Source organism: Luteimonas huabeiensis HB2 (assembly GCF_000559025.1).
Lineage (GTDB): Bacteria > Pseudomonadota > Gammaproteobacteria > Xanthomonadales > Xanthomonadaceae > Luteimonas > Luteimonas huabeiensis.
This window is the reverse complement of the sequence record NZ_JAAN01000031.1, coordinates 99,289-124,417: the sequence shown is the minus strand read 5'-3', so window position 1 is coordinate 124,417 and position 25,129 is coordinate 99,289. Positions and strand designations below refer to the sequence as shown.

Sequence of the window (25,129 nt, the reverse complement as noted above, 5' to 3'; positions counted from 1 at the left end):
CCCTGAGCCCGAACGGCTTCCGGCGCGCATCGCTGCCGGCGGGCCTTTCCCTTACACTATCGGCCGAACCAGGGCCCCTGCGGAGCATACCCATATGAGCACCATCGAAGAGCGCGTCAAGAAGATCGTCGTCGAGCAACTCGGCGTGAAGGAAGAAGATGTCAATCCGAGCGCCTCGTTCGTGGACGACCTGGGCGCCGACTCGCTCGACACCGTCGAGCTGGTGATGGCCCTGGAAGAGGAGTTCGAGTGCGAGATCCCGGACGAGGAAGCGGAGAAGATCACCTCGGTGCAGCAGGCGATCGACTACGTCAAGGCGCACGTCAAGAGCTGAGCGCCCGCGGCCGGCGCGCCCGAGGCGAGCCGGCCGTTTCGCCTTAGAGCCCGGGGCCGCTTACGCGGCCTCGTGCATTTCCGGTGCGCGACGGGCTCGCGCCCATCGAATCGATTGAGGAGCATTCCATGTCCAAGCGACGCGTCGCGATCACCGGCCTGGGCATCCTGTCGCCGGTCGGCAACGACCTCGCCTCGAGCTGGGAGGCGATCGTCGCCGGCCGCTCGGGCATCGGCCCGATCACCCACTTCGACGCCTCCGCGTTCCCGACCCGCATCGCCGGCGAGGTCAAGGGCTTCGATCCCGGCCGCTGGATCGCGCCGAAGGACGTCAAGAAGATGGACACCTTCGTGCACTACGGCGTCGCCGCCTCGATGATGGCGCTGGAGGACGCGGGGCTGGCGATCGGCGAGGCCGACGCCGAGCGCATCGGCGTGGCCATCGGCGCCGGCATCGGCGGCCTCAAGGGCATCGAGGACACCACGATCAAGTACCACGAGGGCGGCCCGCGCAAGGTCTCGCCCTTCTACGTGCCCAGCACGATCATCAACATGATCGCCGGCCAGGTCTCGATCATGACCGGCGCCAAGGGCCCGAACATCGCCGCGGTCACCGCCTGCACCACGGCCACCCACAACATCGGCCTGGCGATGCGCATGATCCAGTACGGCGACGCCGACGCGATGATCGCCGGCGGCGCCGAGTACGCCACCACCCCGACCTCGCTCGGCGGCTTCTGCGCGATGAAGGCGCTGTCCACCCGCAACGACGATCCCGCGCGCGCCTCGCGCCCGTGGGACCGCGGCCGCGACGGCTTCGTCATGGGCGACGGCGCCGGCATCCTGATCCTGGAAGAGTACGAGCGCGCCAAGGCGCGCGGCGCGCGCATCTACGCCGAGCTGGTCGGCTTCGGCATGAGCGGCGACGCCTACCACATGACCGCGCCCAGCGAGAGCGGCGAGGGTGCGGCGCGCTGCATGCGCAACGCGATCGCCGATGCCGGCATCGACGTCTCGCGCATCGGCTACATCAACGCGCACGGCACCTCGACTCCGGCCGGCGACCTCGCCGAGACGCTCGCGATCAAGAACGCGCTGGGCGAACACGCGGCCAAGGTCGCGGTCAGCTCGACCAAGTCGATGACCGGCCACCTGCTCGGCGCGGCCGGCGGCATCGAGGCGGTGTTCGCGGCGATGGCGCTGCACGACGGCGTGCTGCCGCCGACCATCAACCTCGACGATCCCTCCGAGGGCTGCGACCTCGACTACGTGCCGCACACCGCGCGCCGGCAGCAGGTCGAGGTCGCGCTGTCGAACTCGTTCGGCTTCGGTGGCACCAACGGCACGCTGGTGTTCGCCCGGGTCTGAGCCGCGGCGGAAACGCAGCGGCCGGGCGACCGGCCCGCATGGCCTCGCGCCGCTGCGGATCGGGCTCTGCGGTCTACCGACCGGCCTGCGGCGCCGAAGCTGTTGCTTCTGCCGCAAGCGGGCGCATCTCGTTTTTCCCTTCTCCCGCAAGCGGGCGCATCTCGTTTTTCCCTTCTCCCGCAAGCGGCAGCGCCGGATGAGGGCGCGTTCGCAGGCCTGCGGCGTGCCCCATCCGCCTTCGGCCCCTTGCGAAGGAAGGCAAAGACGCAGCGTCCCCGCAGGCGGGTGAAGGGCTTGCCTTCTGCGCTCCCGGATGCCGATCCGCCTTAGAATCGCGGACCGTCGCGGCTGCGAGTCGTCTCGTGCTGATCACCCGTCCCCTGGCGCCCGGCGTCGATCTGCTCGCGCTGCACCGCCGTGCCCCGTCGCGCTATCCGGTACTGCTGGAATCGGTCGCCCACGGCACCGCGCAGGCGCGCTGGGACCTGCTGCTGGCGGCTTCGGGCGAATCGTTGACGCTGGGGGCCGACGGCCGCACGCGCGACGCCGGCGGGCGGGCGCTGGAGGGCCGCTTCCTCGACCTGCTCGACGCCGCGTGGCGCGCGCTTCGGTTGCCGCGCGAGGAACCGCGCTGGCCGTTCCGCGGCGGCTGGGCGCTGCTGCTGGGCTACGAGCTGGGCGCGCAGGTGGAGCCGGTGCTGCGGCTGCCGCCGGCGGCCGACGGCACGCCGGTGGCGCAGGCGCTGCGCTGCCCGGCGGCGGTGCTGCGCGACCATGCCACCGGCGAGTGCGTGGCGCTGGCGGAAGCGGGCCGGGACGACCTGCTCGACGCGCTGCTGGCCGATCTGGCGGCGCCCGCGCCGGCGCCGCTGCCGGCCTGGCGTCCGCCGCGAACGCTCGACGAGGAGCCGCCGGAGCGCTACATCCGCGGCGTGGCGCGGATCCTCGACTATCTCGCCGCCGGCGACGTGTTCCAGGTCAACCTGTCGCGCGGCTGGCGCGCCGGCTTCGCGGCGCCGCTCGATCCCGCACGCCTGTACGCGCGCCTGCGCGCGATCAGCCCCGCGCCCTTCGCCGGGCTGTACGCCGGCGCGGGCTTCGCGGTGGTCAGCGCGTCGCCGGAGCGGCTGGTCTCGGTGCGCGGCGACCTGGTCGAGACCCGGCCGATCGCCGGCACCCGGCCGCGCCTGCCCGGCGACGACGACGCCGGCCGCGTGCGCGAGCTGGTCGGCCATCCCAAGGAACGCGCCGAGCACGTGATGCTGGTGGACCTGGAGCGCAACGACCTGGGCCGGATCTGCCTGCCGGGGACGGTGGAAGTGGACGAGCTGATGACCGTGGAGAGCTACGCCCACGTGCACCACATCGTCAGCAACGTGCGCGGGCGCCTGCGGCCCGGGGTCGGCCCCGGCGAGACGGTGGCCGCGGTCCATCCGGGCGGCACCATCACCGGTTGCCCGAAGGTGCGCTGCATGCAGATCGTCGCCGAGCTGGAGGGCGCCGGCCGCGGCGCCTACACCGGCGCCATGGGCTGGCTCAACCGCGACGGCGACCTCGATCTCAACATCCTCATCCGCAGCGCCGCGGTGGCGGGCAGGGCGCTGCGCTTCCGCACCGGCGCCGGCATCGTCGCCGACTCCGACCCGCAACGCGAACTGGAGGAAACCCGGGTCAAGGCGCGCGGCATGCTGCAGGCGCTGGCGGCGGGCGGAACCTGAGTCCCCGGGGGGGCGGGGCGACCCCCCGCACGGTATCCTTGGCGCCGATGACACGCATTCCTCACGCAGGCGGGACCCGCTGATGGCCGCGTCCCGACGCCGGCGCGGCATCGGCGCCTTCCTCGCGCTGCTCGCGCTGTTCGCCGGCGGTGCCGGCTACTGGGCCTGGGACCGCTGGCAGGGCTTCCAGCGGGACCCGCTCGCCGGCCTGGAGGCCGGCGACGGCTACGTGGTCGAGCGAGGGGACTCCTTCGCGCGGGTGCTGCAGAAGCTGCGCGAGGCGGGCGTGCGCGAGGGTCACGACCTGGAATGGCAACTGCTCGCGCGCCGGCTCGGCGCCGCCGGCCGCCTGCACGTGGGCGAGTACGCGCTGGCGCCGGGCATGAGCGCGCGCGACGTGCTGATCAACATGCGCGACGGCCGCGTGGTGCGCCACCGCTTCACCCTCGTCGAGGGCTGGAACATCCGCGAATTGCGCGCGGCGCTGCGCGCGACCGAGCGGCTGCGGCCCGATAGCGCCGGGCTCGACGACGCCGCGCTGATGGCCGAGCTGGGCCATGCCGGGGTGCATCCGGAGGGCCGTTTCCTCCCCGAGACCTACTTCTACACCCGCGGCGACAGCGACCTCGACCTGCTGCGCCGCGCCAACCAGGCGCTCGAGCGCGCGCTCGACGAAGCCTGGGCGGCCCGCGCCGAGGATCTGCCGCTGCGCTCGCGCGAGGAGGCGCTGGTGCTGGCCTCGATCGTCGAGAAGGAGACCGGGATCGCCGAGGAGCGGCCGCTGATCGCCGGCGTGTTCGTGCGCCGGCTGCGGCTGGGCATGCGCCTGCAGACCGATCCCACCGTCATCTACGGCCTCGGCGAGGCCTTCGACGGCAACATCCGCCGCGCCGACCTGCAGGCCGACACGCCCTACAACACCTATACCCGCGACGGCCTGCCGCCGACGCCCATCGCGATGCCCGGCGTGGCGGCGCTGCGCGCGGCCACCCGCCCGGCCGAAGGCGACGCGCTGTACTTCGTGGCCGTGGGCGACGGCAGCGGCCGCCACGTGTTCTCGCGCACCTATGCCGAGCACAACGCCGCGGTGCGCGAGTACGTGCGCCGCTACCGCGAGCGGTTCCCGCGATGAGCGCGAACGGCGGCAACGGCGTGCCGGCGCACGCGCGCTTCGTGTCGCTCGAGGGCGGCGAGGGCGCCGGCAAGACCACCGTGCTGCGCGCGCTGCGCGCGGCCCTGGGCGCCGGCGGCGACGAGGTGATGTGCACCCGCGAACCCGGCGGCACGCCGCTGGCCGAGCGCATCCGCGAGCTGCTGCTCGATCCCGGACAGGCGCCGACGGCGCCACAGGCCGAGCTGCTGCTGGTGTTCGCCGCCCGCGCGCAGCACGTGCGCGAGGTGATCGCGCCGGCGCTGGCGCGCGGCGCCTGGGTGCTGTGCGACCGCTTCACCGATTCCAGCTACGCCTACCAGGGCGCCGGCCGCGGGCTCGATCCGGCGCTGATCGCGGGGCTGGAGCGCGACTTCGTCGGCCTGCGCCCGGGGCTGACCCTGCTGCTCGACGTCGATGTCGCCCGCGGCCGCGCCCGCGCCAGCGGCCGCGACGGTGCGCCGGACCGCATCGAACGCGAGCGCGACGAGTTCTTCGAGCGCGTGCGCGCCGCCTACCTGGCGCGCGCGCGGGCCGAACCCGCGCGCGTGCGGGTGATCGACGCCGCGCCCGCGGCGGAGGTCGTCGCCGCCGCCGCGGTGGCCGCGCTCGAGGACTGGAGGCGGGGCCGATGAGCGCCGCCGCCGCACCGCCGTTCGCGCCCTGGCAGCAGCGCGCCTACGACCATGCGCTGGCCGCGCTGGAGAGCGGCCGGCTGGGGCACGCGCTGCTGCTGTGCGGCCCGGCCCGGCTCGGCAAGCGCGCGGTGGCCGACCGGCTCGCCGCGCACCTGCTGGGCGCCGACCGCGATCCCCGCGCGGCCGGCCTGATCGCCGCCGGTACCCACCCCGACCTGCTGACGGTGGGCTTCGCGCCGACCCGCGACGGCACCAAGCTGCGGACCGAGATCGTCATCGAGCAGATGCGCGCGCTCTCGGAGAAGCTGTCGCTGACCGCGCAGTACGGCCAGACCCGGGTGGCCATCGTCGATCCCGCCGATGCGATCAACCATGCCGCCGCCAATGCGCTGCTGAAGACGCTGGAGGAGCCGCAGCCAGGCCGCTACCTGTGGCTGCTGGCCGCCGAGCCGATGCGGCTGCCGGCGACCATCCGCAGCCGCTGCCAGCGGCTGGAGTTCCGCCTGCCGCCCCACGACGAGGCGCTGGCCTGGTTGCGCGCGCAGGGCCATGCCCCGGCAGCGGCGGAGGAAGCGCTGGCCGCCGCGCGCGGCCATCCGGGGCTGGCCGACCACTGGCTGCGCGAGGGCGGGATGGCGCTGCGCAAGGAGGTCGCCGCCGATCTCGACGCGGTGGCCGCCGGCCGCGCGGCGCCGTCGGAGGCGGCGCGGCGCTGGGCTGCCGACGAACTCGCCGAGCAGCGGCTGCGGCACGCCGCGGCGATCGCCGCGGCGCGCGCCTCGGACTTGACCGACCTCGGGCGAACCCGCAGGCTGGCCGCGTGGTTCGGCCGCGCCAACCGGACCCGCGACCTGCTGCGCACCACCGTGCGCGCGGACCTGGCGATCACCGAACTGCTGCTGGCCTGGCGCGACGAGGCCGGGGGCGCCAAGCGCGATTCGCGGAGATAGGGATGGGCAGCACGGGTACGGGCGCGCGGCAGGGCATCCTGTCGCTGACGGTCAAGGACAAGGCGCAGCTCTACGGCGCCTACATGCCCTACCTCAAGTCCGGCGGCATCTTCGTGCCCACGCCCAAGCGCTACTTCATCGGCGACGAGGTGTTCCTGCTGCTGACCCTGCCCGAGTCCAGCGAGCGGCTGCCGGTGGCCGGCAAGGTGGTCTGGGTGACGCCGCCCGGCGCGCAGGGCAACCGCATGGCCGGCATCGGCGTGCAGTTCGCCGACAGCGGCGAGGGCGAGACCGTGCGCGGCAAGATCGAGACGCTGCTGGCCGGCACGCTGACGGCCGAGAAACCCACCCACACCATGTAGCGGCGATGCCCGGCCGTCACCTTCGCGCGGGCCCGCGCCCGCGCCGCCGGAACGCTCGCCGCTCAGCGCGCCGCGTCGTCCACCATGGCGCGCAGGCCGGGGTGGTCGATGCGCACGATGTCGAACAGCCCGGCCGCGCGCAGGAACGCCGCGCGCCGCAACACCTCGTCCTCGTAGCGCCGGCGCAGCGCCTCGTCGTCTTCTTCCTCGATGGCGCAGCGCGCCAGGCGCACGAATTCCTCGATCCAGGCCAGCGCAGCGTAGGCCTCGGCGCCGCCGACGGCCGGCGGCGAGACCACGGAAACCGGCACGTGCAGCTGAGCTGTCATGGCGTAATCTGTCTTGATTCCAGGGGTGTACCGTCTGGATGGTAAAGTATAGGAGGCTGAACGATGGTTGAACGTGACGAGGCGGACGCCGCCGCGCCCGGCCGCGCCAATGCGCGCGAACGGATCCTGGATGCGGCGCTGGCCGTGGCGGAGCAGGTGGGCGCGGCGCACCTGACGCTGGATGCCGTCGCCGCCGAGGCCGGGGTCAGCAAGGGCGGGCTGCTCTACCACTTCGCCAGCAAGGACGCGCTGCTGACCGCGATGGTCGATCGGCAGATCGAGCGCTACCAGTCCGAGCTGGAGCGCGCGAGGCGACGCTACCCCGAGACGCCGGGCGGTTACGTCCAGGCCCATCTCGAGGCGGAAATCGAGATGCGCCGCTCCGGCTTCAACGCACCGCAGACGATCCGCTCCTTCATCGTCGCCGCGGTCAACACCCCCGAGCTGATGGCGCGCCCCCGGCGACTGCACCTCGAGCACCTGGACGCGCTGCGCGCGAACGGCCCGAGGTTCCTGGACGCGCTGCTGATCTCGCTCGCCCTCGACGGGCTGTTCTTCGGCGAGGCCTTCGAGATGCTCGCGCTCACGCCGGACGAACACCAGGCCCTGCTGGACATGCTGCGCCAGCGCGCGGCGGCGCTGGACCAGGACGCGTCCGCCGGCCGGGGCGGATCGCTGCGCGGCTAGCCGCGCAGCGCCGGATCGTCCCAGCCCGGGCGCGGCGCGAAGCGGTCGCCGTGGCGGGCCTGCAGCGCCTGCAGCCGGGCGCGCACGGTGTCGATGCCGGTCTCGCGCAGGTACTGGATCGGGCCGCCGCGGAACGGCGCGAAGCCGGTACCGAAGACGACCCCCGCATCGAGCAGGTCGGCATCGGCCACCACGCCCTCGTGCAGGGCCGCGACCGCCTCGTTGACCAGCGGCAGCACCAGCCGGTCCTCGAGGTCGTCCGGCGCCACGTAGTCCTTGGGCACCTCCGGCTTCTTCGGCTTGCCGTCCTCCCAGGCGTAGAAGCCCTGGCCGTCCTTCTTGCCGCGCTTGCCCGGCTCGGGCGGCGTGGCCAGCGCCGGCGGGATCGCCAGGCCGAGGAAGGGCGCGAGTTCCCGGCCGACGCCGGCCGCCACGTCCAGGCCCACGGTGTCGATCAGCTCGATCGGGCCCATCGGCATGCCGAACCGCACCGCCGCCTTGTCGATGACCGGCGCCGGGATGCCCTCGGCGTAGGCGGTGGCCGCCTCCAGCAGGTAGGGAAACAGCAGGCGGTTGACCAGGAAGCCGGGCGAGCCCGCCACCGGCACCGGCAGCTTGTCGATCGCCTTGCAGAACGCGGCCAGCCGCGCCAGCGTTTCCTCGGCCACGCCGTCGTGGCGGACGATCTCCACCAGCGGCATCAGCGCCACCGGGTTGAAGTAGTGCAGGCCCGCGAACTGCGCCGGCCGCTGCAGCCCCTGCGCGAGCTCCGCCAGCGGGATCGAGGAGGTGTTGGTCGCCAGCAGCGCGCCGGGCTTGAGCCGCGGCTCGGCCTGCGCGTAGAGCCCGCGCTTGGCCTGCGCGTCCTCCACGATCGCCTCGATCACCAGGTCCGCCCGCGCCACGCCGTCGCCGGCGAGATCGGACTTCAGGCGCGCGGCCACCTCGGGGCGCTTGTCGTCGTCCTTGACCTTCTTCTGGAACAGCGACTGCGCGCGCGCCAGCGCCTGGTCGATGTAGGGCTGCTCGCGGTCCTGCAGGGTCACCTGGAAGCCCTTGTAGGCGGCCCAGGCCGCGATGTCGCCGCCCATGACGCCGGCGCCGACCACGTGCACGGCCTCGATCGCATGCGCATGCCCGCCGCCCAGGCCCTTCAGGCGCTCCTGCAGGAAGAAGACCCGGGTCAGGTTGCGCGCGGTCGCGGTGCCGGCGAGCCGGACCACCGACTTGCGCTCCGCGGCCAGCCGGTTCTGGAGGCCGCCGCCGGTGCGGCGCCAGGTCTCGATCAGCGTGTAGGGCGCGGGGTAGTGCTCCTTGCGCGCCTTGCGCGAGACCTGCTTGACCATCTGCGGCGCCAGCAGCTGCCGCGCCGGCCAGGTATTGGTCAGCCAGCCCAGCGCGCGCTGCTTGAACGGCCGCTGCAGGCCGCGCAGGGCGAGCGTCGCGGCGGTATCGATCAGCAGCGCCGGCTCGGCGATCTTGTCCACCAGGCCGATGCCGCGCGCGGCCTTGGCCGACAGCGCGCGGCCGGTCAGCATCATGTCGAAGGCCGCCGGCGCGCCGACCAGGCGCGGCAGCCGCACGCTGCCGCCCCAGCCGGGGTAGATGCCGAGCTTGACCTCGGGCAGGCCGATGCGGGTGGACGCATCGCTGCTGGCCACGCGGTAGTCGCAGGCCAGCGCCAGCTCGGTGCCGCCGCCCATGCAGAAACCGTGGATCGCGGCCACGGTCGGGCAGGGCAGGTCGGCCAGGCGCTGGAACACCTGCTGGCCGCGCCGGATCGAATCGCCGATGGTGCCCTTGGCGTCGAATTCCGCGAACTCGCGGATGTCGGCGCCGGCGATGAAGCCCTTCGCCTTCGCCGAGCGGATCACCAGACCCTTCGGCGGCTCCAGCGCCAGGCGCTCGAGCAGGGCGTCGAGCTCGATCAGCACGTCCTGGGCGAAGGTGTTGACCGACTCGCCGGCGCGGTCGAACGCCAGCACCAGCACGCCGTCTTCGCGCGACTCGGCCTTCCAGTGGCTGAAGCGCAGTCCGTCGAGGCCTGCCACCATACGGCACCATCCGATAAGGTACGGGAGAAGCCCTTATGATCCAGAGGTCGTTCCGCCGGCGTCAAATCGCGCGCGCGGCGACGACTTGCGAGCGGGGCGGGGCACCCCAAGATGAAGCGTTCGCGGTGAAGCGCGCGGGCGGCGGGAACTCGCCGCCTGCGTCCAGGTCACAACGCCCGGTCGTCGCGCCGGGTCACAGGAGCCACCGGCCGATGGCCGACAACGACACCGAACAGCTGGACCAGGAGCTGGTCCGCCGCGTCCAGCGCGGCGACAGCGCCGCCTTCGACCTGCTGGTGCGCAAGTACCAGCACCGCATCGCGGCGCTGATCGGGCGCTACGTGGCGGACTGGAGCGAGTGCCAGGACGTGGCGCAGGAGACTTTCATCCGCGCCTACCGGGCGATCGGCAACTTCCGCGGCGACGCGCAGTTCTACACCTGGCTGCACCGGATCGCGGTCAACACCGCCAAGAACCACCTGGTCGCGCACAACCGGCGGCCGCCGACCGACGACATCGACGTCGCCGACGCCGAGCAGTTCGATTCGGGGGTGCGGCTGCGCGATACCGACACCCCCGAGCGCGAGCTGATGCGGCAGCAGATGGAACAAACGGTGATGCGCGCGGTCGAAGCACTGCCCGAGGAGCTGCGGGTCGCGATCACGCTGCGCGAGGTCGACGGTCTGAGCTACGAGGACATCGCCCGGCGCATGGACTGCCCGATCGGCACCGTCAGGTCGCGCATCTTCCGTGCGCGCGAGGCGATCGACCAGGAACTGAAACCGTTGATGGACAACGAAACTCCCGCGGAGCGTGCGATCCGATGATGCATTCCGACGACATCGACGCGCTGCAGCTGCAGCCCGAACCCGACAAGCTCTACCGCTACCACCGCCAGCAGCTCTCGGCGATGCTGGACGGCGAACTGTCGCCCGACCAGGCGCGCTTCATGCTGCGCAGGCTCGAGCACGACACCGAGCTGGCCGCGTGCTGGGAGCGCTGGCAGGTCTGCGGCGACGTGCTGCGCGGCCGCCATGCGGCGCTGCTGCCGGCCGACTTCGCCGCCAACGTGGCGCGCGCGATCGCCGGCGACGCCCAGGCGCAGGACGCCGTCGTGCAGTCGGCCGGCCAGGCCGCGCGCCGCGGCGGCCTGCTGCGCTGGGGCGGCAGCGCCGCGCTCGCCGCCTCGGTGGCGGTGGTGGCGTTGCTGGTGGGCCGTCAGGCGCAGGCGCCGCTGGAGGTCGAGACGCCCGCGCCGGCCCGCGTCGCCGCCGCCGATCCCGTGCCGAAACCGGCGCCGGCGCCCACCGCGCCGACCTTCGCGCCGGATGCCCCCGCCGCCGCGCCGCTGGAAGGCGTCACCCTGGCGATGGCCGGCGCCAGCGCGCTGGCCGTGGCCGAAGCCCCGCGCCGCGAGGAGCGGCGTTCGCGCGGGCAGAGCCAGCGCGCCGCGGTCACGCGCGAGCGCCGTCGCCAGGAGGCGTCGGCCGCCCCCGAGCGGATGCTGGCCGCGGCCGCCCCGGCGCCGGCTGCCGCCGCGGCACGGCCGACGTTCGCCGCAGAGGCCGCGCCCGCGCCGGTCGCGCGGCCCTGGCCGCAGGCCGGCTTCGGCGGCGGCAGCGCGTTCGCCGCCGGCTATGCGTCCGGCAGCGCCGCCATCGGCCTGGAGGCGCCGTCCTTCCATCCGTTCGAACCGCGCCTCGAGGCGCGGCTGGCGATGCCGCTGCCGGCGCTGGTCTGGCCGCAACCCGCCGGCGCGCTGGGGCCGTTGCCCCCGGCCGACGCCGACTGATCGCCGCCGCGGGCCGTGGGCCCGCGGCGCGCCTGCCGAATCCCCCGTTCCCGCTGTCGAGGATCGTTCCCCGATGAAGAAAGTCCTGCCCGCCGCCGTCCTGGTCGTGGCCACCGCGGCCGCGACCGCCGCCGTGATCCTGCCCATCGCCACCGCCGAGCCGCAGGCGGCCGCTGCCGCCCCGCAGCAGGCGCCCGCAGCCCCGGCCCAGCAACTGGTGACCGGCCTGCCCGACTTCACCCGGCTGGTCGAGCAGGTCGCCCCGGGCGTGGTCAGCATCGAGGCCACCATCGGCGCCGATCGCACCGCGCAGCGCGGGCAGATGCCGCAGGACGACATGCTGCCGGACATCTTCCGTCGCCTGCTGGGGCCGGACTTCCCGTTCCCCGGCGGCCCGGGCGGCCCGGGGTTCCCCGGCGAGCCGGGCATGCCGCGCGGCACCTCGATGGGCACCGGCTTCATCGTCTCCGCCGACGGCTACGTGCTGACCAACCACCACGTCGTCGCCGGCGCCGAATCGGTAACCGTGCGCCTGCAGGACCGCCGCCAGTTCGACGCGAAGATCGTCGGCAGCGACGAGGAGTCCGACGTCGCCGTGCTGAAGATCGAGGGCAACGGCCTAACCGCGCTGCGCGCGGGCGATTCGCGGCAGGTCAAGTCCGGCCAGTGGGCGGTGGCGATCGGCTCGCCGTTCGGGCTCGAGCAGTCGGTGACCGCGGGCATCGTCAGCGCGGTCGGCCGCTCCAACCCGTACACCAACCAGCAGTACGTGCCCTTCATCCAGACCGACGTGGCGATCAACCGCGGCAACTCCGGCGGCCCGCTGCTCAACACCCGCGGCGAGGTGATCGGCATCAACTCGCAGATCTTCAGCAACACCGGCGGATTCCAGGGCGTGAGCTTCGCGATCCCGATCGACATGGCGATGAACGTCGCCGAGCAGATCAAGGCGACCGGCTCGGTGCAGCGCGGCCAGATCGGCGTGCGGTTCCAGGCCCAGGGCATCAGCGCCGATCAGGCGCGCGGCTTCGGCCTGCCCGATACGCTCGGCGCGCTGGTCAGCGAGATCGTGCCGGGCAGCCCGGCCGAGAAGGCGGGGCTGGAGCCGGGCGACGTGATCCGCAGCGTCGACGGCACGACCATCTACCAGCCCAGCGACCTGCCGCCGCTGATCGGCAACAAGGCGCCGGGCGCCAAGGTTCGGCTGTCGGTGTTCCGCGAGGGCCGCGAGCGCACCTTCGAGATCACCCTGGCCCCGCTCGACCGCAACGAGCTGGCCGCCGTCCGCCAGGGCGGGCAGCCCGCGCCGTCCCCGGCGCCGTCGGCCTCGAGCAACCCGCTCGGCCTGGTCGGCCAGGAGCTGACCGCCGCGCAGCGGCGCCAGCTGGGGATCGAGGAGGGCAAGGGCGTGCGGATCGCGCAGGTGACCGGCCTGGCCGCGCGCAGCGCCGGCATCCAGCCCGGCGACGTGGTGCTGCGGGTGGGCCGGGAGGACGTGGGCTCGCCCGCCGAGCTCGACCGCGCCCTGCGCGGCGTGAAGGCCGGCGACACGGTGATGCTGCTGGTGCGCAATCCCCGCGGCACCCAGTTCGTGGCGGTCACCCCGCGCGAGGACGGCGAGCGCTAGCCCGGGCTGCCGGGAGATCGGGCGGCGGCGCCCCGGCCGAGGCGGCCGGGGCGCGTCGCGGGCCGATCGCCGCGCGCGCCTTGTGCGATAATTCGCCGTTTTGACGCCCTCGCCGCGCGGACCGCCGCTCCCATGACCGACCCGATGCGGAACATCCGCAACTTCTCCATCATCGCCCACGTCGACCACGGCAAGTCGACGCTCGCCGATCGCATCATCCAGCTGTGCGGCGGCCTGTCCGAACGCGAGATGGAAGCGCAGGTGCTCGACAACAATCCCATCGAGCGCGAGCGCGGCATCACCATCAAGGCGCAGTCGGTCTCGCTGCCGTACACCGCAAAGGACGGGCAGACCTACCACCTCAATTTCATCGATACCCCCGGCCACGTCGACTTCAGCTACGAGGTCAGCCGCTCGCTGGCCGCCTGCGAAGGCGCGCTGCTGGTGGTCGATGCCGCCCAGGGCGTGGAGGCGCAGTCGGTGGCCAACTGCTACACCGCGGTGGAGCAGGGGCTGGAGGTGGTGCCGGTGCTCAACAAGATCGACCTGCCCACCGCCGACATCGAGCGCGCCAAGGGCGAGATCGAGGCGGTGATCGGCATCGACGCCAGCGATGCGATCGCGGTCAGCGCCAAGACCGGCCTCAACGTGCAGGACGTGCTGGAAGCCATCGTCCACCGCATCCCGCCGCCTGCGCCGCGCGACACCGACAAGCTGCAGGCGCTGATCATCGACTCCTGGTTCGACAACTACCTGGGCGTGGTGTCGCTGGTGCGCGTCATGCAGGGCGAGATCAAGCCCAGGAGCAAGATCCTGGTGATGTCGACCGGGCGCGCCCACGAGGTGGACAAGGTCGGCGTGTTCACCCCCAAGCGCAAGGAGCTGCCGGCGCTGCGCGCCGGCGAGGTGGGCTGGATCACAGCCAGCATCAAGGACGTGCACGGCGCGCCGGTCGGCGACACCCTCACGCTGGCCGCGGATCCCGCGCCCAAGCCGCTGCCGGGGTTCCAGGAGATGCAGCCGCGCGTGTTCGCCGGCCTGTTCCCGGTCGATGCCGAGGACTATCCGGACCTGCGCGAGGCGCTCGACAAGCTGCGGCTCAACGACGCCGCGCTGCGCTTCGAGCCGGAAAGCTCCGAGGCGATGGGCTTCGGCTTCCGCTGCGGCTTCCTGGGCATGCTGCACATGGAGATCGTGCAGGAGCGGCTGGAGCGCGAGTACGACCTCAACCTGATCACCACCGCGCCGACGGTGATCTACGAGATCCTGAAGACCGACGGCACCATCGTGCCGCTGGACAACCCCGCGCAGCTGCCGCCGGTCAACCAGATCGAGGAGATCCGCGAGCCGATCATCCGCGCCAACATCCTGACCCCGCCCGACTACGTGGGCGCGGTGATCACCCTGTGCGAGGAAAAGCGCGGCTCGCAGATCGGCATCCAGTACCTCGGCGGCCAGGTGCAGGTGAGCTACGAGCTGCCGATGGCCGAAGTGGTGCTGGACTTCTTCGACAGGCTGAAGTCGGTCAGCCGCGGCTACGCCTCGCTGGACTACCACTTCCTGCGCTTCGATCCGGGCCCGTTCGTGCGCGTGGACGTGCTGATCAACGGCGACAAGGTCGATGCGCTGTCCTTGATCGTGCACCGCAGCCACGCCGACCGGCGCGGCCGCGAGCTGACCGAGAAGATGAAGGAACTGATCCCGCGGCAGCAGTTCGACGTGGCGATCCAGGCCGCGATCGGCTCGCAGATCATCGCCCGCACCACGGTCAAGGCGCTGCGCAAGAACGTGCTCGCCAAGTGCTATGGTGGCGACGTTTCGCGCAAGAAGAAGCTGCTGGAGAAGCAGAAGGAAGGCAAGAAGCGCATGAAACAGGTCGGCCGCGTCGATATCCCGCAGGAAGCCTTCCTGGCGGTGCTGAGCACGAGCCGCGAGTAGCGGGGCGGGAAGGGGACGGCCCGGGGCGAGGGCCTTCCCGATCCCCCATGCGCCCGCCCCGGTTCAATTTCCGAAGGAACATCCATGAAGTGGTTCGAGATCACCCTGGTCGTGCTGACCCTGCTTTCCGGCGCCATCTGGCTGCTCGACCGGCTGGTTCTGGCCAAGCGCCGCGCCGCGCGCGGCGGCTTGCTGGAGGCGAAGGAGCCGGTCGCGGTGGACTACGCGCGGACCTTCTTCCCGGTGCTGGCAGCGGTGCTGATCCTGCGCAGCTTCGTCGCCGAGCCGTTCCGCATCCCGTCCAGCTCGATGATGCCCACGCTGCTGATCGGCGACTTCATCCTGGTCAACAAGTTCTCCTACGGCCTGCGCCTGCCGATCAGCAACCGCAAGGTCGTCGAGCTGGGCGAGCCCGAGCGCGGCGACGTGGTGGTGTTCCGGCCGCCGCACCACCCGGACCAGGACTGGATCAAGCGCGTCATCGGCCTGCCGGGCGATGTGGTCAGCTATCGCGACAACCAGGTCTACGTCAACGGCGAGCCGTTCCACTACCAGTCCAACGGCACCTACGAAGGGCGCGGTCGCGGCGCGGAGATGACCGGCGCGACCCTGCTGCGCGAGGACATGCCCGGGCGCAGCCACGAGGTGCTGGAGATCACCGGCCTGCCGTTCCGGGACCCGGGCGAGGGCGAATGGGTGGTCAGCCCCGGGCACTACTTCGTGATGGGCGACAACCGCGACCGCAGCGACGACAGCCGCTTCTGGGGCGAGCTGCCGGAGTCGCAACTGCGCGGCAAGGCGTTCCTGATCTGGATGAACTGGGACGGCGGCGTGGGCTTCGACCGCATCGGCCGCAGCATCCGCTGACGCGGCGCCGGCCGTGCGTGCCCGCCGCTGCGCGCGTCATTCGCGTTGGCGGGCCGCAGGCTCTAAGATCGCGCCCGGACCAGGCGCTTTCCGGGGAGACGCGCAATGAAGCAGACGCAGAAGGGGATGACCCTGCTCGGGTTCCTCATCGTGCTGGCGGTGGTGGGCTTCTTCGCCTACGTCGCCATGAGGCTGTTCCCGATGTATTCCGAGTACTACAGCGTGCGCGCGGCGCTGAAGGGCCTTTCGCAGGAAGCCGACATCGGCAGCCAGGACCCGGCGCGGATCCAGGACCTGTTCTTCCGCCGGCTCTACATCAGCTATTCGGAGAACGTGAAGAAGGAGCACGTCAAGCTCAAGCGCGTGGGCAACGCGTGGCAGATGGACGTGCGCTACGAGGTGCGCAGGCCGCTGGTCGGCAACCTCGACGTGGTCGGCCGCTTCGAGGCCAGCCGGCTGCTCGGCGGCAACGGCCGGGACGCCGAATGAGCGCGCGGCCGGCGGCGTGATGGCGGCGCGCGATCCTTTCGGCCACCGGTTCGCCGACCCCGGGCTGCTCGCGCAGGCGCTCACCCATCGCAGCGCCGGCAGCCCGCACAACGAGCGGCTGGAGTTCCTCGGCGACGCGCTGCTCGACCTGATCGCCGCCGAGGCGCTGTACCAGCGCTTCCCGCGCGCCGACGAGGGCGCGATGACCCGGGCGCGCGCCGAACTGGTGCGCGAATCGACCCTGGCGCGGATCGCGCGCCGGCTCGACATCGGCCCGCTGCTGATGCTGGGCCCGGGCGAGATGAAGTCGGGCGGCCACCGCCGCGATTCCATCCTGTCCGACGCGCTGGAGGCGGTGATCGCCGCGATCTACCTCGACGCCGGATTCGAGGCCTGCCGCGCGGTGGTGCTGGCCTGGCTGGAGCCGGAGCTGGAGGATTTCCGCATCGACCGCGTCGGCAAGGACGCCAAGACCCGGCTGCAGGAATGGCTGCAGGCCCGGCAGCGGGCGCTGCCGCGCTACGAGCTGCTGGCCGAGAGCGGCGACGAGCACGCGCGCGTGTTCCGCGTCGCCTGCAGGATCGCCGAGCCGCCGCTGGCCGGCGAGGGCGAGGGCGGCTCGCGCCGCGCCGCCGAGCAGGCCGCGGCGGAAGCCGTGCTGTCGCGGCTGGAGGCCGCGCAGGCCGCCGCGCGCGCGCGCTGAGGCGCGCACGCCTACAATGCCGGCATGAATTCCGACCCGTCCTACCGGGCCGGCCACCTCGCGGTGATCGGCCGCCCCAACGTGGGCAAGTCCACCCTGGTCAACGCCCTCGTCGGCGCCCGGATCAGCATCGTCTCCAACCGGCCGCAGACCACGCGCCACCGGCTGCTCGGGGTGGCCACCTTCCCGGCCGGCCAACTGGTGCTGGTCGATACGCCCGGCCTGCACCGCGACCAGGGCAAGGCCACCGCCAGCGCCATGCACCGCTGGATGAACCGCGCCGCGCGCGGCGCGGTCGAGGGCGTGGACGCGGCGCTGCTGGTGGTCGAGGCCGGGCGCTGGGACGACGAGGACGGCGCCGCCTACGAACTGCTGCACGACAGCGGGGTGCCGGTCGTGCTGGTGGTCAACCAGGTGGACCGGATCAAGGACAAGGCGGCCTTGCTGCCGTATCTGGCGCGGGTCTCGGAAGGCCGCGCGTTCGCCAGCGTGCATCCGGTCTCCGCGCTCAAGCGCACCGGCCTCGACGCGCTGGTCGCCGCCGTGCTGCCGCTGCTGCCGCAGCAGCCCGCGCTGTACGACGAGGACGCGATCACCGACCGCAGCCAGCGCTTCCTGGCCGCGGAACTGCTGCGCGAGCAGCTGATGCGCCAGCTCGGCGCCGAGCTGCCCTACGCGACCACGGTGGAGATCGAGCGCTTCGAGGAGGACGGCGGCTTGTACCGCATCGGCGCGGTGGTCTGGGTCGAGCGCGAGGGCCAGAAGGCGATCGTCATCGGCAAGGGCGGCGCGCGCTTGAAGGAGATCGGCGCGCGGGCGCGACAGCAGATGGAGCGCCTGTTCGACCGCAAGGTGTTCCTGGAGACCTGGGTACGCGTGCGCGCCGGCTGGTCCGACGACGAGGCCGCGCTGCGTGCGTTCGGCTATGAGGAGCCGGGACCCGGGCCCCGGGACTCGGGACCCGGAAAGGCTTGATGCGCGGCGTACGGATCGCTCGGCAGCCGTCGCCACTGGCGAGGTGCACGAAGGAGACGAGGATCTAGACTCGCTGCGAGTCCCGAGTCCCCATGCGCTACGCCGACGAGCCCGCCTTCGTCCTGCACGCGCGCCGCTGGCGCGAGACCAGCCTGCTGGTGGAGCTGCTCACGCGCGCGCACGGCCGGGTCGGTGCGGTGGCGCGCGGCGTGCAGGGGCCGCGGCGGCACGCGCTGCGCGCCGCGCTGCAGCCGCTGCAGCGCATCCGCTTCGATGCGGTGCAGCGCGGCGAGCTGGCGACGCTGACCGCGGCCGAGGCCGCCGACCGCGCGCCGGTACTGTCCGGCGAGGCCGCGCTGGCGGGGTTCTACGTCAACGAGCTGATGCTGCGGCTGGCGCCGCGGCAGGACCCGCACCCCGAGCTGTTCGCGCTCTACGGCGAGGTGCGCGGCCGCCTCGCCGGGCCGGCACTGGCGTGGACGCTGCGCCGCTTCGAGCGCGATCTGCTGGAGGCGCTGGGGTTCGGCATCGCCTTCGACCTGGACGGCGACGGCGCGCCGATCGACCCGGCGGCGCGCTACCTGCTGGAGCCCGAGCACGGGCCGCGCCGGCTGCTGGTCGAGCGCGGCGGCGACCGCGCCCGCGCGGCCACCGGACGCGCGCTGCTGGCGCTGGCCGCCGATGCCATGCCCGGCCCGGAGGATCTGCGCGACCTGCGCCACGGCCTGCGCGGCCTGCTGGCGCACCATCTCGGCGGGCGCGGCCTGAAATCCTGGGAGCTGATGGGCGAACTCGGCCGCCTGGGCGGCGGCGCGCCGCGGCCGGAGGCGGACGCCCCGTAGCCGCGCGATACCGCTCCGCGGCGGGAGCCCTCAGGGCGAAGGCGCCTGGGCGAAGGTCTGGTCGGTGGTCTCGACGAAGCGCTGCAGCGCGCCATGGTCCTCGGGCCGGCCCTGCAGCGCGCGCACCGCCTGGTCGAGCCGGGCCGCGCCGACGAAGCCGGCGCTGGCGCGCAGCTTGTGCAGGGCCGAGCGCAAGCCGTCGAGGTCGCCGGCCCGCGCCGCACCGAGGACCTGTTCGCGCGCCGCCGGCAACTCCGCCAGGAACAGTTCGCGCAGGGCGCCCACGTGGGTCGGGTTGCCGCCCAGCGCGCGGGTGGCGGCGTCGTCGTCCCAGATCGGGGTCGGGGCCGCGGTCGTGTCCGCGGCGACGGCCGGCGCGCCACTGGCGGCCGCGCCTCCGAGCGCGCCGCGGATCGCGTCCTGCCACGCGGCGGCGCTCAGCGGCTTGACCGCCACGCCGGCGAAGCCCTGCGCGAGCAGCCGCTCGCGCTCCTCGTCCTCGCAGGTCGCGGTGTGGGCGATCGCCGGGGTCGTCAGGCCGTCCGCGCGCAGGCGCGCGAGCAGCTCGGCACCGCTGCCGTCGGGCAGGTTGGCGTCGATCAGCCACAGCGCGTAGCCGCCGCGCCTGGCCATGCCGTAGGCCTCCGACACGCGCTCGGCGGTATCGACCTGCGCCGGCAGCGCGGCGGCGGCGGCCTTGAGGAACAGCCGGCTGGTGGGCTCATCCTCCACCAGCAGCAACCGGGGCGTCATCATGCCTGGGCCGTCCATGCTTATCCTTCCTGGATGGGACGCCTCATCCTACTCCTCGTCGCGGCGGCATGGCTCGCCCCGGCGCAGGCGCGGACGCTGGAGGCGCGCATCGCGCGCGTCGAGACCGCGGTCGCAGTCCTGCGCGAGGTGCGCGTGCGGCTCGACTGGCCGGCCGGGGCGGCGCAGGGCCGGCTGCGGATCGAGGCCGCGGCCGCCGACGCGCCCGGGCTGGGCTACCGGCTGCGCGCGCTGGCCTGGGAATGCCCGCTGCGGCGGCCGGCCACGGGCGCCTGGGGCTGCGACGGCCCGGTCCGCGCGGGCGGCGGCGCGCCGGCGGCGCTCTCGCTGGACCTGTCCGGGGCGATGATCGATGCCCGCCTGCGCCAGGGCGAGGCGGCGCTGTCGCTGCACCGCGACGGCGCCTCGGCCGATGCCTACCGCATCGATCTGGCGCGGGTGCCGCTGGCCTGGGCCGCGGCGCTGATCCAGCAGGCCATGCCCAGCCTGCAGCCCCAGGCCGGGCGGCTGGACGGCGAGGTGCGGGTGGCGGCGCCCTCCGGCGCGCCGATGCGCATCGAGGCGGACCTGCGCGGCGACGGCCTGGCCTTCGACTCGGAGGACGGCAGCCTGGCGGGCGAGGGCGTCGGCCTCGCGGTGCGCGCCGACTACCGCGAGGACGGCCCGGCGCAGACCGTGGACCTGCGCGGCACCCTGCACGGCGCCCACTTGCTGTTCGGCACCGCCTATCTGGAGCTGCCGGCGGCGCCGCTGCCGCTGGCGCTGCAGGCGCGCCGCGACGGTCCCGGGACCGGCTGGACGCTGCCGGCGCTGCGCTGGGACGACGGCGCCGCCCTGCGCGCGGAAGGCGGCGCGGCGTTCGACGCCGGCGGCGACCTGCGCGCGCTCGATCTGCGCCTGCATAGCGACGATGCCGGCCTGCTGCCGGCGCGCTACCTCTCCGGCTGGCTGGGCCTGGCGGGGCTGGCCGGCCTGGAGCTTGCCGGCACCCTCGATGCCCACCTGCGGATGAGCGAAGGCGCGTTGCGCGGCGCCGACGTCGGCCTGCGCGAGGTGCGCGTGGCCGATGCGCGCGGACGCTTCGCCTTCGACGGCCTGGACGGCGACGTACGCATCTCGGAGGGCGCCGCGGTCGACAGCGCGCTCGCCTGGCGCGGCGGCCGCCTGCAGGCGATCGCGTTCGGCCCGGCGCGGCTGCCGTTCCGCAGTGCGGCCGGCCGCATCGATCTGCGCGAGGACGTCGCGGTGGAGATGCTCGGCGGCGCGCTGCGCTTCGGCGGCCTGTCGCTGCGCCTGCCGGTGGACGGGCAGGGCATGCGCATCGAGTCGGGGCTGGCGGTGGAATCGCTGCGCCTGGGCGAACTGGCCGCCGCCTTCGGCTGGCCCGAGTTCGGCGGCACCGTCAGCGGCGAGATCCCGCGCGTGCGCTACGCGGATTCGCGCATCGACTTCGACGGCGGGCTGGCCATGCACGTGTTCGACGGCGAGGTGCGGGTGGACGCGCTGGCGCTGGAGCGCCCGTTCGGGGTGGCGCCCTCGCTGTCGGCCGACGTCGCCCTCGACGGCCTCGACCTGACCGCGCTGACCGAGGTCTTCGACCTGGGCCAGATTGATGGCCGCCTGCACGGGCGCTTCGACGGCCTGCGCCTGGTCGACTGGCAGGTCGCGGCGTTCGACGCCGAGCTGCGCACCGAGCCGCGCCGCGGCGAGCGCCAGCGGATCAGCCAGCGCGCGGTGCAGGACATCTCCAGCGTCGGCGACGCCTCCTTCGCCGGCGGCCTGCAGGCGCGGCTGATCGGCCTGTTCGACGACTTCGGCTATCGCCGCATCGGCATCCGCTGCCGGCTGCGCAACGAGGTCTGCGAGATGGGGGGCCTGCGTTCTGCGGGCGACGCCTTTATCATCGTCGAAGGCGCGGGCCTGCCGCGGCTCGAGGTGGTCGGCCACAACCGCAACGTCGATTGGCCGACCCTGGTCGAGCGGATCGGGGCGGCGGTCGGCGGCGACGTCGCGCCGGTGGTCGAATGACCCCGGCCCCGAGCATGCCCTTCCCAGGAGACCGCCCATGACCCGCTGGTTCGCCACGTTCGCCGCCGCCCTGGCGCTGACCGCCTGCGTCACCATCAACGTCTACTTCCCCGCCGCCGAGGCGCGCGAGGCCGCGCGCGAGTTCGTCGACGAGGTCATCGGCCGCGACGGCGGCGAGCCGCCCGCGCCCCTGCCGCCCGGCGGCATGGCCTCGCGCGGCGGTTTCCATCCGCTGATGCTGCTGGGCATCTCCACCGCGCACGCGCAGAGCCCGGACATCACCATCCGCACGCCGGCCATCGAGGCGATCCGCTCGCGCATGTCCGAGCGCTTCCGCGGCACCCTGGCCCCGCATTTCGATTCCGGGGCGCTGGGCTTCACCCGCGCCGGCGAGATCACCGTGCGCGACGCCGGCAGCATCCCGATGCCGCAGCGCGCGCAGGTGAACCAGGCCGTGGCCGAGCAGAACCGAGACGCCCGCGCGGTCTACCGCGAGATCGCGGTGGCCAACGGCCACCCCGAGTGGGAAAGCCAGATCCGCGACGTGTTCGCCCAGCAATGGGTGCAGCGCGCCCGCGCCGGCTGGTGGTACCAGGACGCGAGCGGCACCTGGCGGCAGAAGTAGCGGGGGGGAGGGGCCAGGGGCCAGGGAAAAGCCTCGGGCGCGCGCGCGCGGCGCTTCCGCTCTTGCTTCTCCCTGACCCCTGGCCCCCGGCCCCTGACCCCTACAATAAGCCCCCTTCCGCCCGCAGCCGTCGCCACGTGGCCCGACCCAACCGCATCGATCAGACCCCGTTCGCGCTCGACATTCTCGATCTCAGCCATGACGGCCGCGGCGTGGCCCGCCGCGAGAACGGCAAGACCGTGTTCGTCGCCGGCGCGCTGCCGGGCGAGCGGGTGCTGGCGAAGCAGACCGCGCGCTCGCGCAGCTTCGACGAGGCGGTCGTCGTCGAGGTCGAGCGCGCCTCGCCCGACCGCGTCCAGCCGCGCTGCCCGCACTTCGGCGTGTGCGGCGGCTGCGCGCTGCAGCACCTGGAAGAATCCAAGCAGATCCTGGCCAAGCAGCGCGTGCTGCTGGAGAACTTCGAGCGCATCGGCCACGTCGCTCCGGAGGCGGTGCTGCCGCCGCTGACCGATGCGCAATGGGGCTACCGCCGCAAGGGGCGCTTCTCGGTGCGCCGGGTCGAGAAGAAGGGCAAGACCCTGGTCGGCTTCCGCGAGCAGGATCCGCGCTTCGTGGCCGATCTGTCGATCTGCCACACCGCGATCCCGGAGATCGGCGAACGGGTGGAGGCGCTGTCGCGGCTGGTCGATGCGATGGACGCGCGGCGCGAGATCCCGCAGATCGAGTTCATCGCCGGCGACCAGACCGTGGCCCTGGTATTCCGCCACCTGGCGCCGCTGTCGGCGGCCGATCGCGAGCGGCTGGAAGCCTTCGCACGCGAGCATGGGTTCGCGGTCTTCCTGCAGCCCGGCGGCGTGGATTCGGTGCACGCGCTGTGGCCGGCCGATCCGCCGTTGTCGTTCCGCCTGCCGCAATGGGACGTGGAACTGGGCTTCCGGCCGCTGGACTTCATCCAGGTCAACCGCGGTCTCAACGAGAAGATGATCGCGCGGGCGCTGGAACTGCTCGACGCGCAGCCCGGCGAGCGGGTGCTGGACCTGTTCTGCGGGCTGGGCAACTTCACCCTGCCGCTGGCGCGCGGCGCGGCGCACGTGGTCGGCGTGGAAGGCGATGCCGGCCTGGTGGCGCGCGCGCGGGAGAACGCCCGGCGCAACGGCCTGGGCAACGTCGAGTTCCATGCCGCCGACCTGGCGCAGCCGCTCGCCGGCCAGCCGTGGGCGCGGCAGGGCTTCGACCGCCTGCTGCTGGACCCGCCGCGCTCCGGCGCCGACGGCGTGCTGCGGCAGCTCCCGCTCGACGGCCTGAAGCGCATCGTCTACGTGAGCTGCCACCCCGGTTCGCTCGCGCGCGACGCCGGCTACCTGGTGCGCGAGCGCGGCTGGGCGCTGCGCGCGGCCGGGGTGATGGACATGTTCCCGCATACCGCGCACGTCGAGTCGATCGCGGTGTTCGAGACGCGGGGGCCGGGGGGCCGGGGGCCAGCGGCCAGGGGCCAGGGGCCAGGGAAGGACCTGGAGCCCGACATCGGATAAGAGAATCGTCTCGCAGATTTAGAATCCGCTCCCGAGCGCGGCGCTTCCGCTTTTCCCTGGCCCCTGGCCTCTGAACCCCGGCCCCCGACCCATGCATCTCGAGATCGAACGCAAGTTCCTGGTGACTTCGGACGCATGGCGTGCGGCCGCGCACGCGGTGCTGCCGATGGCGCAGGGCTACCTCAACGACCAGGCCGCGATGGCGCGCGGCGATCAGCGCGCCTCGGTGCGGGTGCGCGTGCAGGGCGACGGGGCGTGGCTCAACATCAAGTCGCGCGAGCTGGGCGCATGCCGGCAGGAGTTCGAGTACGCGATCCCGGCGCAGGACGCGCGCGCGCTGTTCGCGCTGTGCGTGTGCGGGCGGATCGAGAAGCGCCGCCACCTGGTCCGCCACGGCGCGCACCTGTGGGAGATCGACGAGTTCCTGGGCGACAACGCCGGCCTGGTGGTCGCCGAGATCGAGCTGGGCGCGGTGGACGAGGCCTTCGAGCGGCCGGAGTGGCTGGGCGCGGAGGTCACCGAGCTGCCGCGCTACTACAACCTCGCGCTCGCCGCGAGACCCTACGCGCATTGGCGCGACGACGAACGCGCCGGCCCCGCCGGCGAACAGGCGATGGGATGAGAATCGATATCTGGTCCGACGTGGTCTGCCCCTGGTGCTGGATCGGCAAGCGCCGCTTCGAGCGCGCGGTCGAGTCGCTCGGCGCGCAGGCGCCCGCGCTGGAGATCCACTGGCATCCCTATCTGCTCGATCCGCAGGCCGACGAGACGCCGGTGCCGCTGCGCGAGGCCTATGCCGGCAAGTTCGGCGGCGCCGAGCGCGCCGCGCAGTTGCTGCGGCAGACCCAGCAGACCGCCCGCGGCGAGGGGCTGCCGTTCGACTTCGACCGCGGGCAGGTGCGGGTGACCACCGTGCCCGCGCACCGCGTGCTGGCGCTGGCCGCGCGCGAGGGCGACGCGGATGCGGTGGCCGAGGCGCTGTTCCACGCCCACTTCGCCGAAGGGCGCAACCTGGCCGATCCGGAAGTGCTGGTCGCCGCCGCGGCCGCGGGCGGCCTGGGCGAGGCGCGGGTGCGCGCGCTGCTGCGATCGAGCGAAGGGCTGGACGCGCTGCACGCGGAACTGGCGCAGGCGCAGTCGATCGGCGTGCAGGCGGTGCCGACCTTCGTGATCGACGGCCGCTACGCGGTGCAGGGCGCGCAGCCGCCCGAGGTGTTCGCCGAGGTGTTGCGCCGCGCCCAGGCCGAGGCGCAAGACGGCGGCGCGGCGCCGGGCGCGGACGATGCCGGCGCCTGCGGCCCGGACGGCTGCGCGGTGCCCGATCCCGCGCCGCGCTGAGCGCGCCGGGCAT

General features: G+C 73.4%; 25 protein-coding genes. 22 read left to right on the top strand and 3 right to left on the bottom strand.

Translation table 11 applies throughout. The features are described 5' to 3' along the window. Positions 1–94 precede the first annotated feature (94 nt). The 7 genes from acpP (at position 95) to Z164_RS0112895 (ending at position 6,519) form a co-directional block, all read left to right on the top strand. Positions 95–334, top strand: a complete 240-nt coding sequence (acpP, locus tag Z164_RS0112925) for an acyl carrier protein (protein WP_024891107.1) — start codon at positions 95–97, stop codon at positions 332–334. Positions 335–462: 128 nt separating this feature from the next. Next, complete coding sequence (gene fabF, locus Z164_RS0112920; RefSeq protein ID WP_024891106.1) at positions 463–1,701, top strand: beta-ketoacyl-ACP synthase II; 1,239 nt, start codon at positions 463–465, stop codon at positions 1,699–1,701. Positions 1,702–2,063: 362 nt separating this feature from the next. Beyond that, on the top strand, positions 2,064–3,419 hold the full coding sequence (locus Z164_RS0112915) for an aminodeoxychorismate synthase component I (protein ID WP_024891105.1): 1,356 nt from the start codon (positions 2,064–2,066) through the stop codon (positions 3,417–3,419). An 82-nt stretch (positions 3,420–3,501) separates the two neighbouring features. Beyond that, positions 3,502–4,551, top strand: a complete 1,050-nt coding sequence (mltG, locus tag Z164_RS0112910) for an endolytic transglycosylase MltG (protein WP_024891104.1) — start codon at positions 3,502–3,504, stop codon at positions 4,549–4,551. Continuing rightward, on the top strand, positions 4,548–5,204 hold the full coding sequence (tmk, locus tag Z164_RS0112905; RefSeq protein WP_024891103.1) for a dTMP kinase: 657 nt from the start codon (positions 4,548–4,550) through the stop codon (positions 5,202–5,204). The genes mltG and tmk overlap by 4 nt, the downstream gene beginning before the upstream one ends. Next, the gene (locus Z164_RS0112900) at positions 5,201–6,157 is read left to right on the top strand and encodes a DNA polymerase III subunit delta' (RefSeq protein ID WP_024891102.1); all 957 of its coding nucleotides are present in this window, start codon (positions 5,201–5,203) and stop codon (positions 6,155–6,157) included. The genes tmk and Z164_RS0112900 overlap by 4 nt, the downstream gene beginning before the upstream one ends. Before the next feature lie 2 nt (positions 6,158–6,159). Continuing rightward, a complete protein-coding gene (locus Z164_RS0112895) occupies positions 6,160–6,519 on the top strand; it encodes a PilZ domain-containing protein (RefSeq protein WP_024891101.1) in 360 nt (119 codons plus the stop codon). Positions 6,520–6,581: 62 nt separating this feature from the next. Here the strand turns inward: Z164_RS0112895 and Z164_RS0112890 are convergent, their stop codons facing one another. Continuing rightward, entirely contained in the window at positions 6,582–6,848 is a 267-nt protein-coding gene (locus Z164_RS0112890; protein ID WP_152540948.1) for a hypothetical protein, read from the bottom strand. Between the two features lie 63 nt (positions 6,849–6,911). Here Z164_RS0112890 and Z164_RS20585 point away from each other — a divergent pair, with 63 nt between their 5' ends. Beyond that, entirely contained in the window at positions 6,912–7,535 is a 624-nt protein-coding gene (locus Z164_RS20585) for a TetR/AcrR family transcriptional regulator (RefSeq protein WP_052338439.1), read from the top strand. On the opposite strand, the gene Z164_RS20580 is transcribed toward Z164_RS20585, so the two are convergent. Continuing rightward, a complete protein-coding gene (locus Z164_RS20580; RefSeq protein WP_043690024.1) occupies positions 7,532–9,589 on the bottom strand; it encodes a 3-hydroxyacyl-CoA dehydrogenase NAD-binding domain-containing protein in 2,058 nt (685 codons plus the stop codon). The two genes, Z164_RS20585 and Z164_RS20580, sit on opposite strands and share 4 nt — an antisense overlap. Before the next feature lie 212 nt (positions 9,590–9,801). Between Z164_RS20580 and rpoE the strand changes: the two genes are divergently transcribed. The 9 genes from rpoE to recO all read left to right on the top strand — a co-directional run bounded on the left by rpoE (position 9,802) and on the right by recO (position 18,822). Further along, positions 9,802–10,416 carry an RNA polymerase sigma factor RpoE gene (gene rpoE / locus Z164_RS0112875; RefSeq protein ID WP_024891099.1) on the top strand — a complete coding sequence of 205 codons (615 nt, stop codon included), beginning with the start codon at positions 9,802–9,804 and terminating at the stop codon, positions 10,414–10,416. After that, positions 10,413–11,381, top strand: coding sequence for a sigma-E factor negative regulatory protein (locus Z164_RS0112870; protein WP_024891098.1), 969 nt, complete (start codon positions 10,413–10,415; stop codon positions 11,379–11,381). Before rpoE ends, Z164_RS0112870 begins: the two co-directional genes overlap by 4 nt. Positions 11,382–11,454: 73 nt before the next feature. After that, positions 11,455–13,008 (top strand): Do family serine endopeptidase, encoded by a 1,554-nt coding sequence (locus Z164_RS0112865; protein ID WP_024891097.1) that lies wholly within the window; start codon positions 11,455–11,457, stop codon positions 13,006–13,008. A gap of 144 nt (positions 13,009–13,152) precedes the next feature. Next, the gene (gene lepA / locus Z164_RS0112860) at positions 13,153–14,946 is read left to right on the top strand and encodes a translation elongation factor 4 (RefSeq protein ID WP_024891096.1); all 1,794 of its coding nucleotides are present in this window, start codon (positions 13,153–13,155) and stop codon (positions 14,944–14,946) included. 84 nt (positions 14,947–15,030) lie between these two features. Beyond that, on the top strand, positions 15,031–15,813 hold the full coding sequence (gene lepB / locus Z164_RS0112855) for a signal peptidase I (protein ID WP_024891095.1): 783 nt from the start codon (positions 15,031–15,033) through the stop codon (positions 15,811–15,813). Between the two features lie 105 nt (positions 15,814–15,918). Further along, entirely contained in the window at positions 15,919–16,302 is a 384-nt protein-coding gene (locus tag Z164_RS0112850) for a DUF4845 domain-containing protein (protein WP_024891094.1), read from the top strand. A gap of 19 nt (positions 16,303–16,321) precedes the next feature. Next, a complete protein-coding gene (gene rnc / locus Z164_RS0112845) occupies positions 16,322–17,005 on the top strand; it encodes a ribonuclease III (RefSeq protein WP_024891093.1) in 684 nt (227 codons plus the stop codon). Between the two features lie 24 nt (positions 17,006–17,029). After that, on the top strand, positions 17,030–17,980 hold the full coding sequence (era, locus tag Z164_RS0112840) for a GTPase Era (RefSeq protein WP_024891092.1): 951 nt from the start codon (positions 17,030–17,032) through the stop codon (positions 17,978–17,980). A 92-nt stretch (positions 17,981–18,072) separates the two neighbouring features. Next, positions 18,073–18,822 (top strand): DNA repair protein RecO, encoded by a 750-nt coding sequence (recO, locus tag Z164_RS20575; RefSeq protein WP_043690022.1) that lies wholly within the window; start codon positions 18,073–18,075, stop codon positions 18,820–18,822. A gap of 30 nt (positions 18,823–18,852) precedes the next feature. On the opposite strand, the gene Z164_RS0112830 is transcribed toward recO, so the two are convergent. Then, the gene (locus Z164_RS0112830; protein WP_081770179.1) at positions 18,853–19,593 is read right to left on the bottom strand and encodes a response regulator; all 741 of its coding nucleotides are present in this window, start codon (positions 19,591–19,593) and stop codon (positions 18,853–18,855) included. Between the two features lie 15 nt (positions 19,594–19,608). On the opposite strand from Z164_RS0112830, the gene Z164_RS0112825 reads away from it, so the two are divergent. From Z164_RS0112825 to Z164_RS0112805, 5 genes are all read left to right on the top strand, one after another. Beyond that, positions 19,609–21,621, top strand: a complete 2,013-nt coding sequence (locus Z164_RS0112825; protein ID WP_024891090.1) for a hypothetical protein — start codon at positions 19,609–19,611, stop codon at positions 21,619–21,621. Between the two features lie 37 nt (positions 21,622–21,658). Beyond that, a complete protein-coding gene (locus tag Z164_RS0112820) occupies positions 21,659–22,246 on the top strand; it encodes a YdbL family probable chaperone protein (protein WP_024891089.1) in 588 nt (195 codons plus the stop codon). 137 nt (positions 22,247–22,383) lie between these two features. Then, entirely contained in the window at positions 22,384–23,778 is a 1,395-nt protein-coding gene (gene rlmD / locus Z164_RS0112815; protein WP_201769602.1) for a 23S rRNA (uracil(1939)-C(5))-methyltransferase RlmD, read from the top strand. A gap of 91 nt (positions 23,779–23,869) precedes the next feature. Further along, positions 23,870–24,400 (top strand): CYTH domain-containing protein, encoded by a 531-nt coding sequence (locus Z164_RS0112810; protein WP_024891087.1) that lies wholly within the window; start codon positions 23,870–23,872, stop codon positions 24,398–24,400. Beyond that, entirely contained in the window at positions 24,397–25,116 is a 720-nt protein-coding gene (locus Z164_RS0112805) for a DsbA family oxidoreductase (protein ID WP_024891086.1), read from the top strand. Before Z164_RS0112810 ends, Z164_RS0112805 begins: the two co-directional genes overlap by 4 nt. Positions 25,117–25,129 lie beyond the last annotated feature (13 nt).

What these genes read in the sequence shown, in the direction of transcription:
- fabF (WP_024891106.1), top strand. Translation starts at nt 463, where the DNA reads ATGTCCAAGCGACGCGTCGCGATCACCGGCCTGGGCATCCTGTCGCCG.
- Z164_RS0112900 (WP_024891102.1), top strand. Translation starts at nt 5,201, where the DNA reads ATGAGCGCCGCCGCCGCACCGCCGTTCGCGCCCTGGCAGCAGCGCGCC.
- mltG (WP_024891104.1), top strand. Translation starts at nt 3,502, where the DNA reads ATGGCCGCGTCCCGACGCCGGCGCGGCATCGGCGCCTTCCTCGCGCTG.
- Z164_RS0112830 (WP_081770179.1), bottom strand. Translation starts at nt 19,593, where the DNA reads ATGGACGGCCCAGGCATGATGACGCCCCGGTTGCTGCTGGTGGAGGAT.
- Z164_RS0112865 (WP_024891097.1), top strand. Translation starts at nt 11,455, where the DNA reads ATGAAGAAAGTCCTGCCCGCCGCCGTCCTGGTCGTGGCCACCGCGGCC.
- Z164_RS0112895 (WP_024891101.1), top strand. Translation starts at nt 6,160, where the DNA reads ATGGGCAGCACGGGTACGGGCGCGCGGCAGGGCATCCTGTCGCTGACG.
- rnc (WP_024891093.1), top strand. Translation starts at nt 16,322, where the DNA reads ATGGCGGCGCGCGATCCTTTCGGCCACCGGTTCGCCGACCCCGGGCTG.
- acpP (WP_024891107.1), top strand. Translation starts at nt 95, where the DNA reads ATGAGCACCATCGAAGAGCGCGTCAAGAAGATCGTCGTCGAGCAACTC.
- era (WP_024891092.1), top strand. Translation starts at nt 17,030, where the DNA reads ATGAATTCCGACCCGTCCTACCGGGCCGGCCACCTCGCGGTGATCGGC.
- recO (WP_043690022.1), top strand. Translation starts at nt 18,073, where the DNA reads ATGCGCTACGCCGACGAGCCCGCCTTCGTCCTGCACGCGCGCCGCTGG.
- rpoE (WP_024891099.1), top strand. Translation starts at nt 9,802, where the DNA reads ATGGCCGACAACGACACCGAACAGCTGGACCAGGAGCTGGTCCGCCGC.
- Z164_RS0112820 (WP_024891089.1), top strand. Translation starts at nt 21,659, where the DNA reads ATGACCCGCTGGTTCGCCACGTTCGCCGCCGCCCTGGCGCTGACCGCC.
- Z164_RS0112850 (WP_024891094.1), top strand. Translation starts at nt 15,919, where the DNA reads ATGAAGCAGACGCAGAAGGGGATGACCCTGCTCGGGTTCCTCATCGTG.
- Z164_RS0112805 (WP_024891086.1), top strand. Translation starts at nt 24,397, where the DNA reads ATGAGAATCGATATCTGGTCCGACGTGGTCTGCCCCTGGTGCTGGATC.
- Z164_RS0112890 (WP_152540948.1), bottom strand. Translation starts at nt 6,848, where the DNA reads ATGACAGCTCAGCTGCACGTGCCGGTTTCCGTGGTCTCGCCGCCGGCC.
- Z164_RS20585 (WP_052338439.1), top strand. Translation starts at nt 6,912, where the DNA reads ATGGTTGAACGTGACGAGGCGGACGCCGCCGCGCCCGGCCGCGCCAAT.
- tmk (WP_024891103.1), top strand. Translation starts at nt 4,548, where the DNA reads ATGAGCGCGAACGGCGGCAACGGCGTGCCGGCGCACGCGCGCTTCGTG.
- Z164_RS0112870 (WP_024891098.1), top strand. Translation starts at nt 10,413, where the DNA reads ATGATGCATTCCGACGACATCGACGCGCTGCAGCTGCAGCCCGAACCC.
- lepB (WP_024891095.1), top strand. Translation starts at nt 15,031, where the DNA reads ATGAAGTGGTTCGAGATCACCCTGGTCGTGCTGACCCTGCTTTCCGGC.
- Z164_RS20580 (WP_043690024.1), bottom strand. Translation starts at nt 9,589, where the DNA reads ATGGTGGCAGGCCTCGACGGACTGCGCTTCAGCCACTGGAAGGCCGAG.
- Z164_RS0112810 (WP_024891087.1), top strand. Translation starts at nt 23,870, where the DNA reads ATGCATCTCGAGATCGAACGCAAGTTCCTGGTGACTTCGGACGCATGG.
- Z164_RS0112825 (WP_024891090.1), top strand. Translation starts at nt 19,609, where the DNA reads ATGGGACGCCTCATCCTACTCCTCGTCGCGGCGGCATGGCTCGCCCCG.
- lepA (WP_024891096.1), top strand. Translation starts at nt 13,153, where the DNA reads ATGCGGAACATCCGCAACTTCTCCATCATCGCCCACGTCGACCACGGC.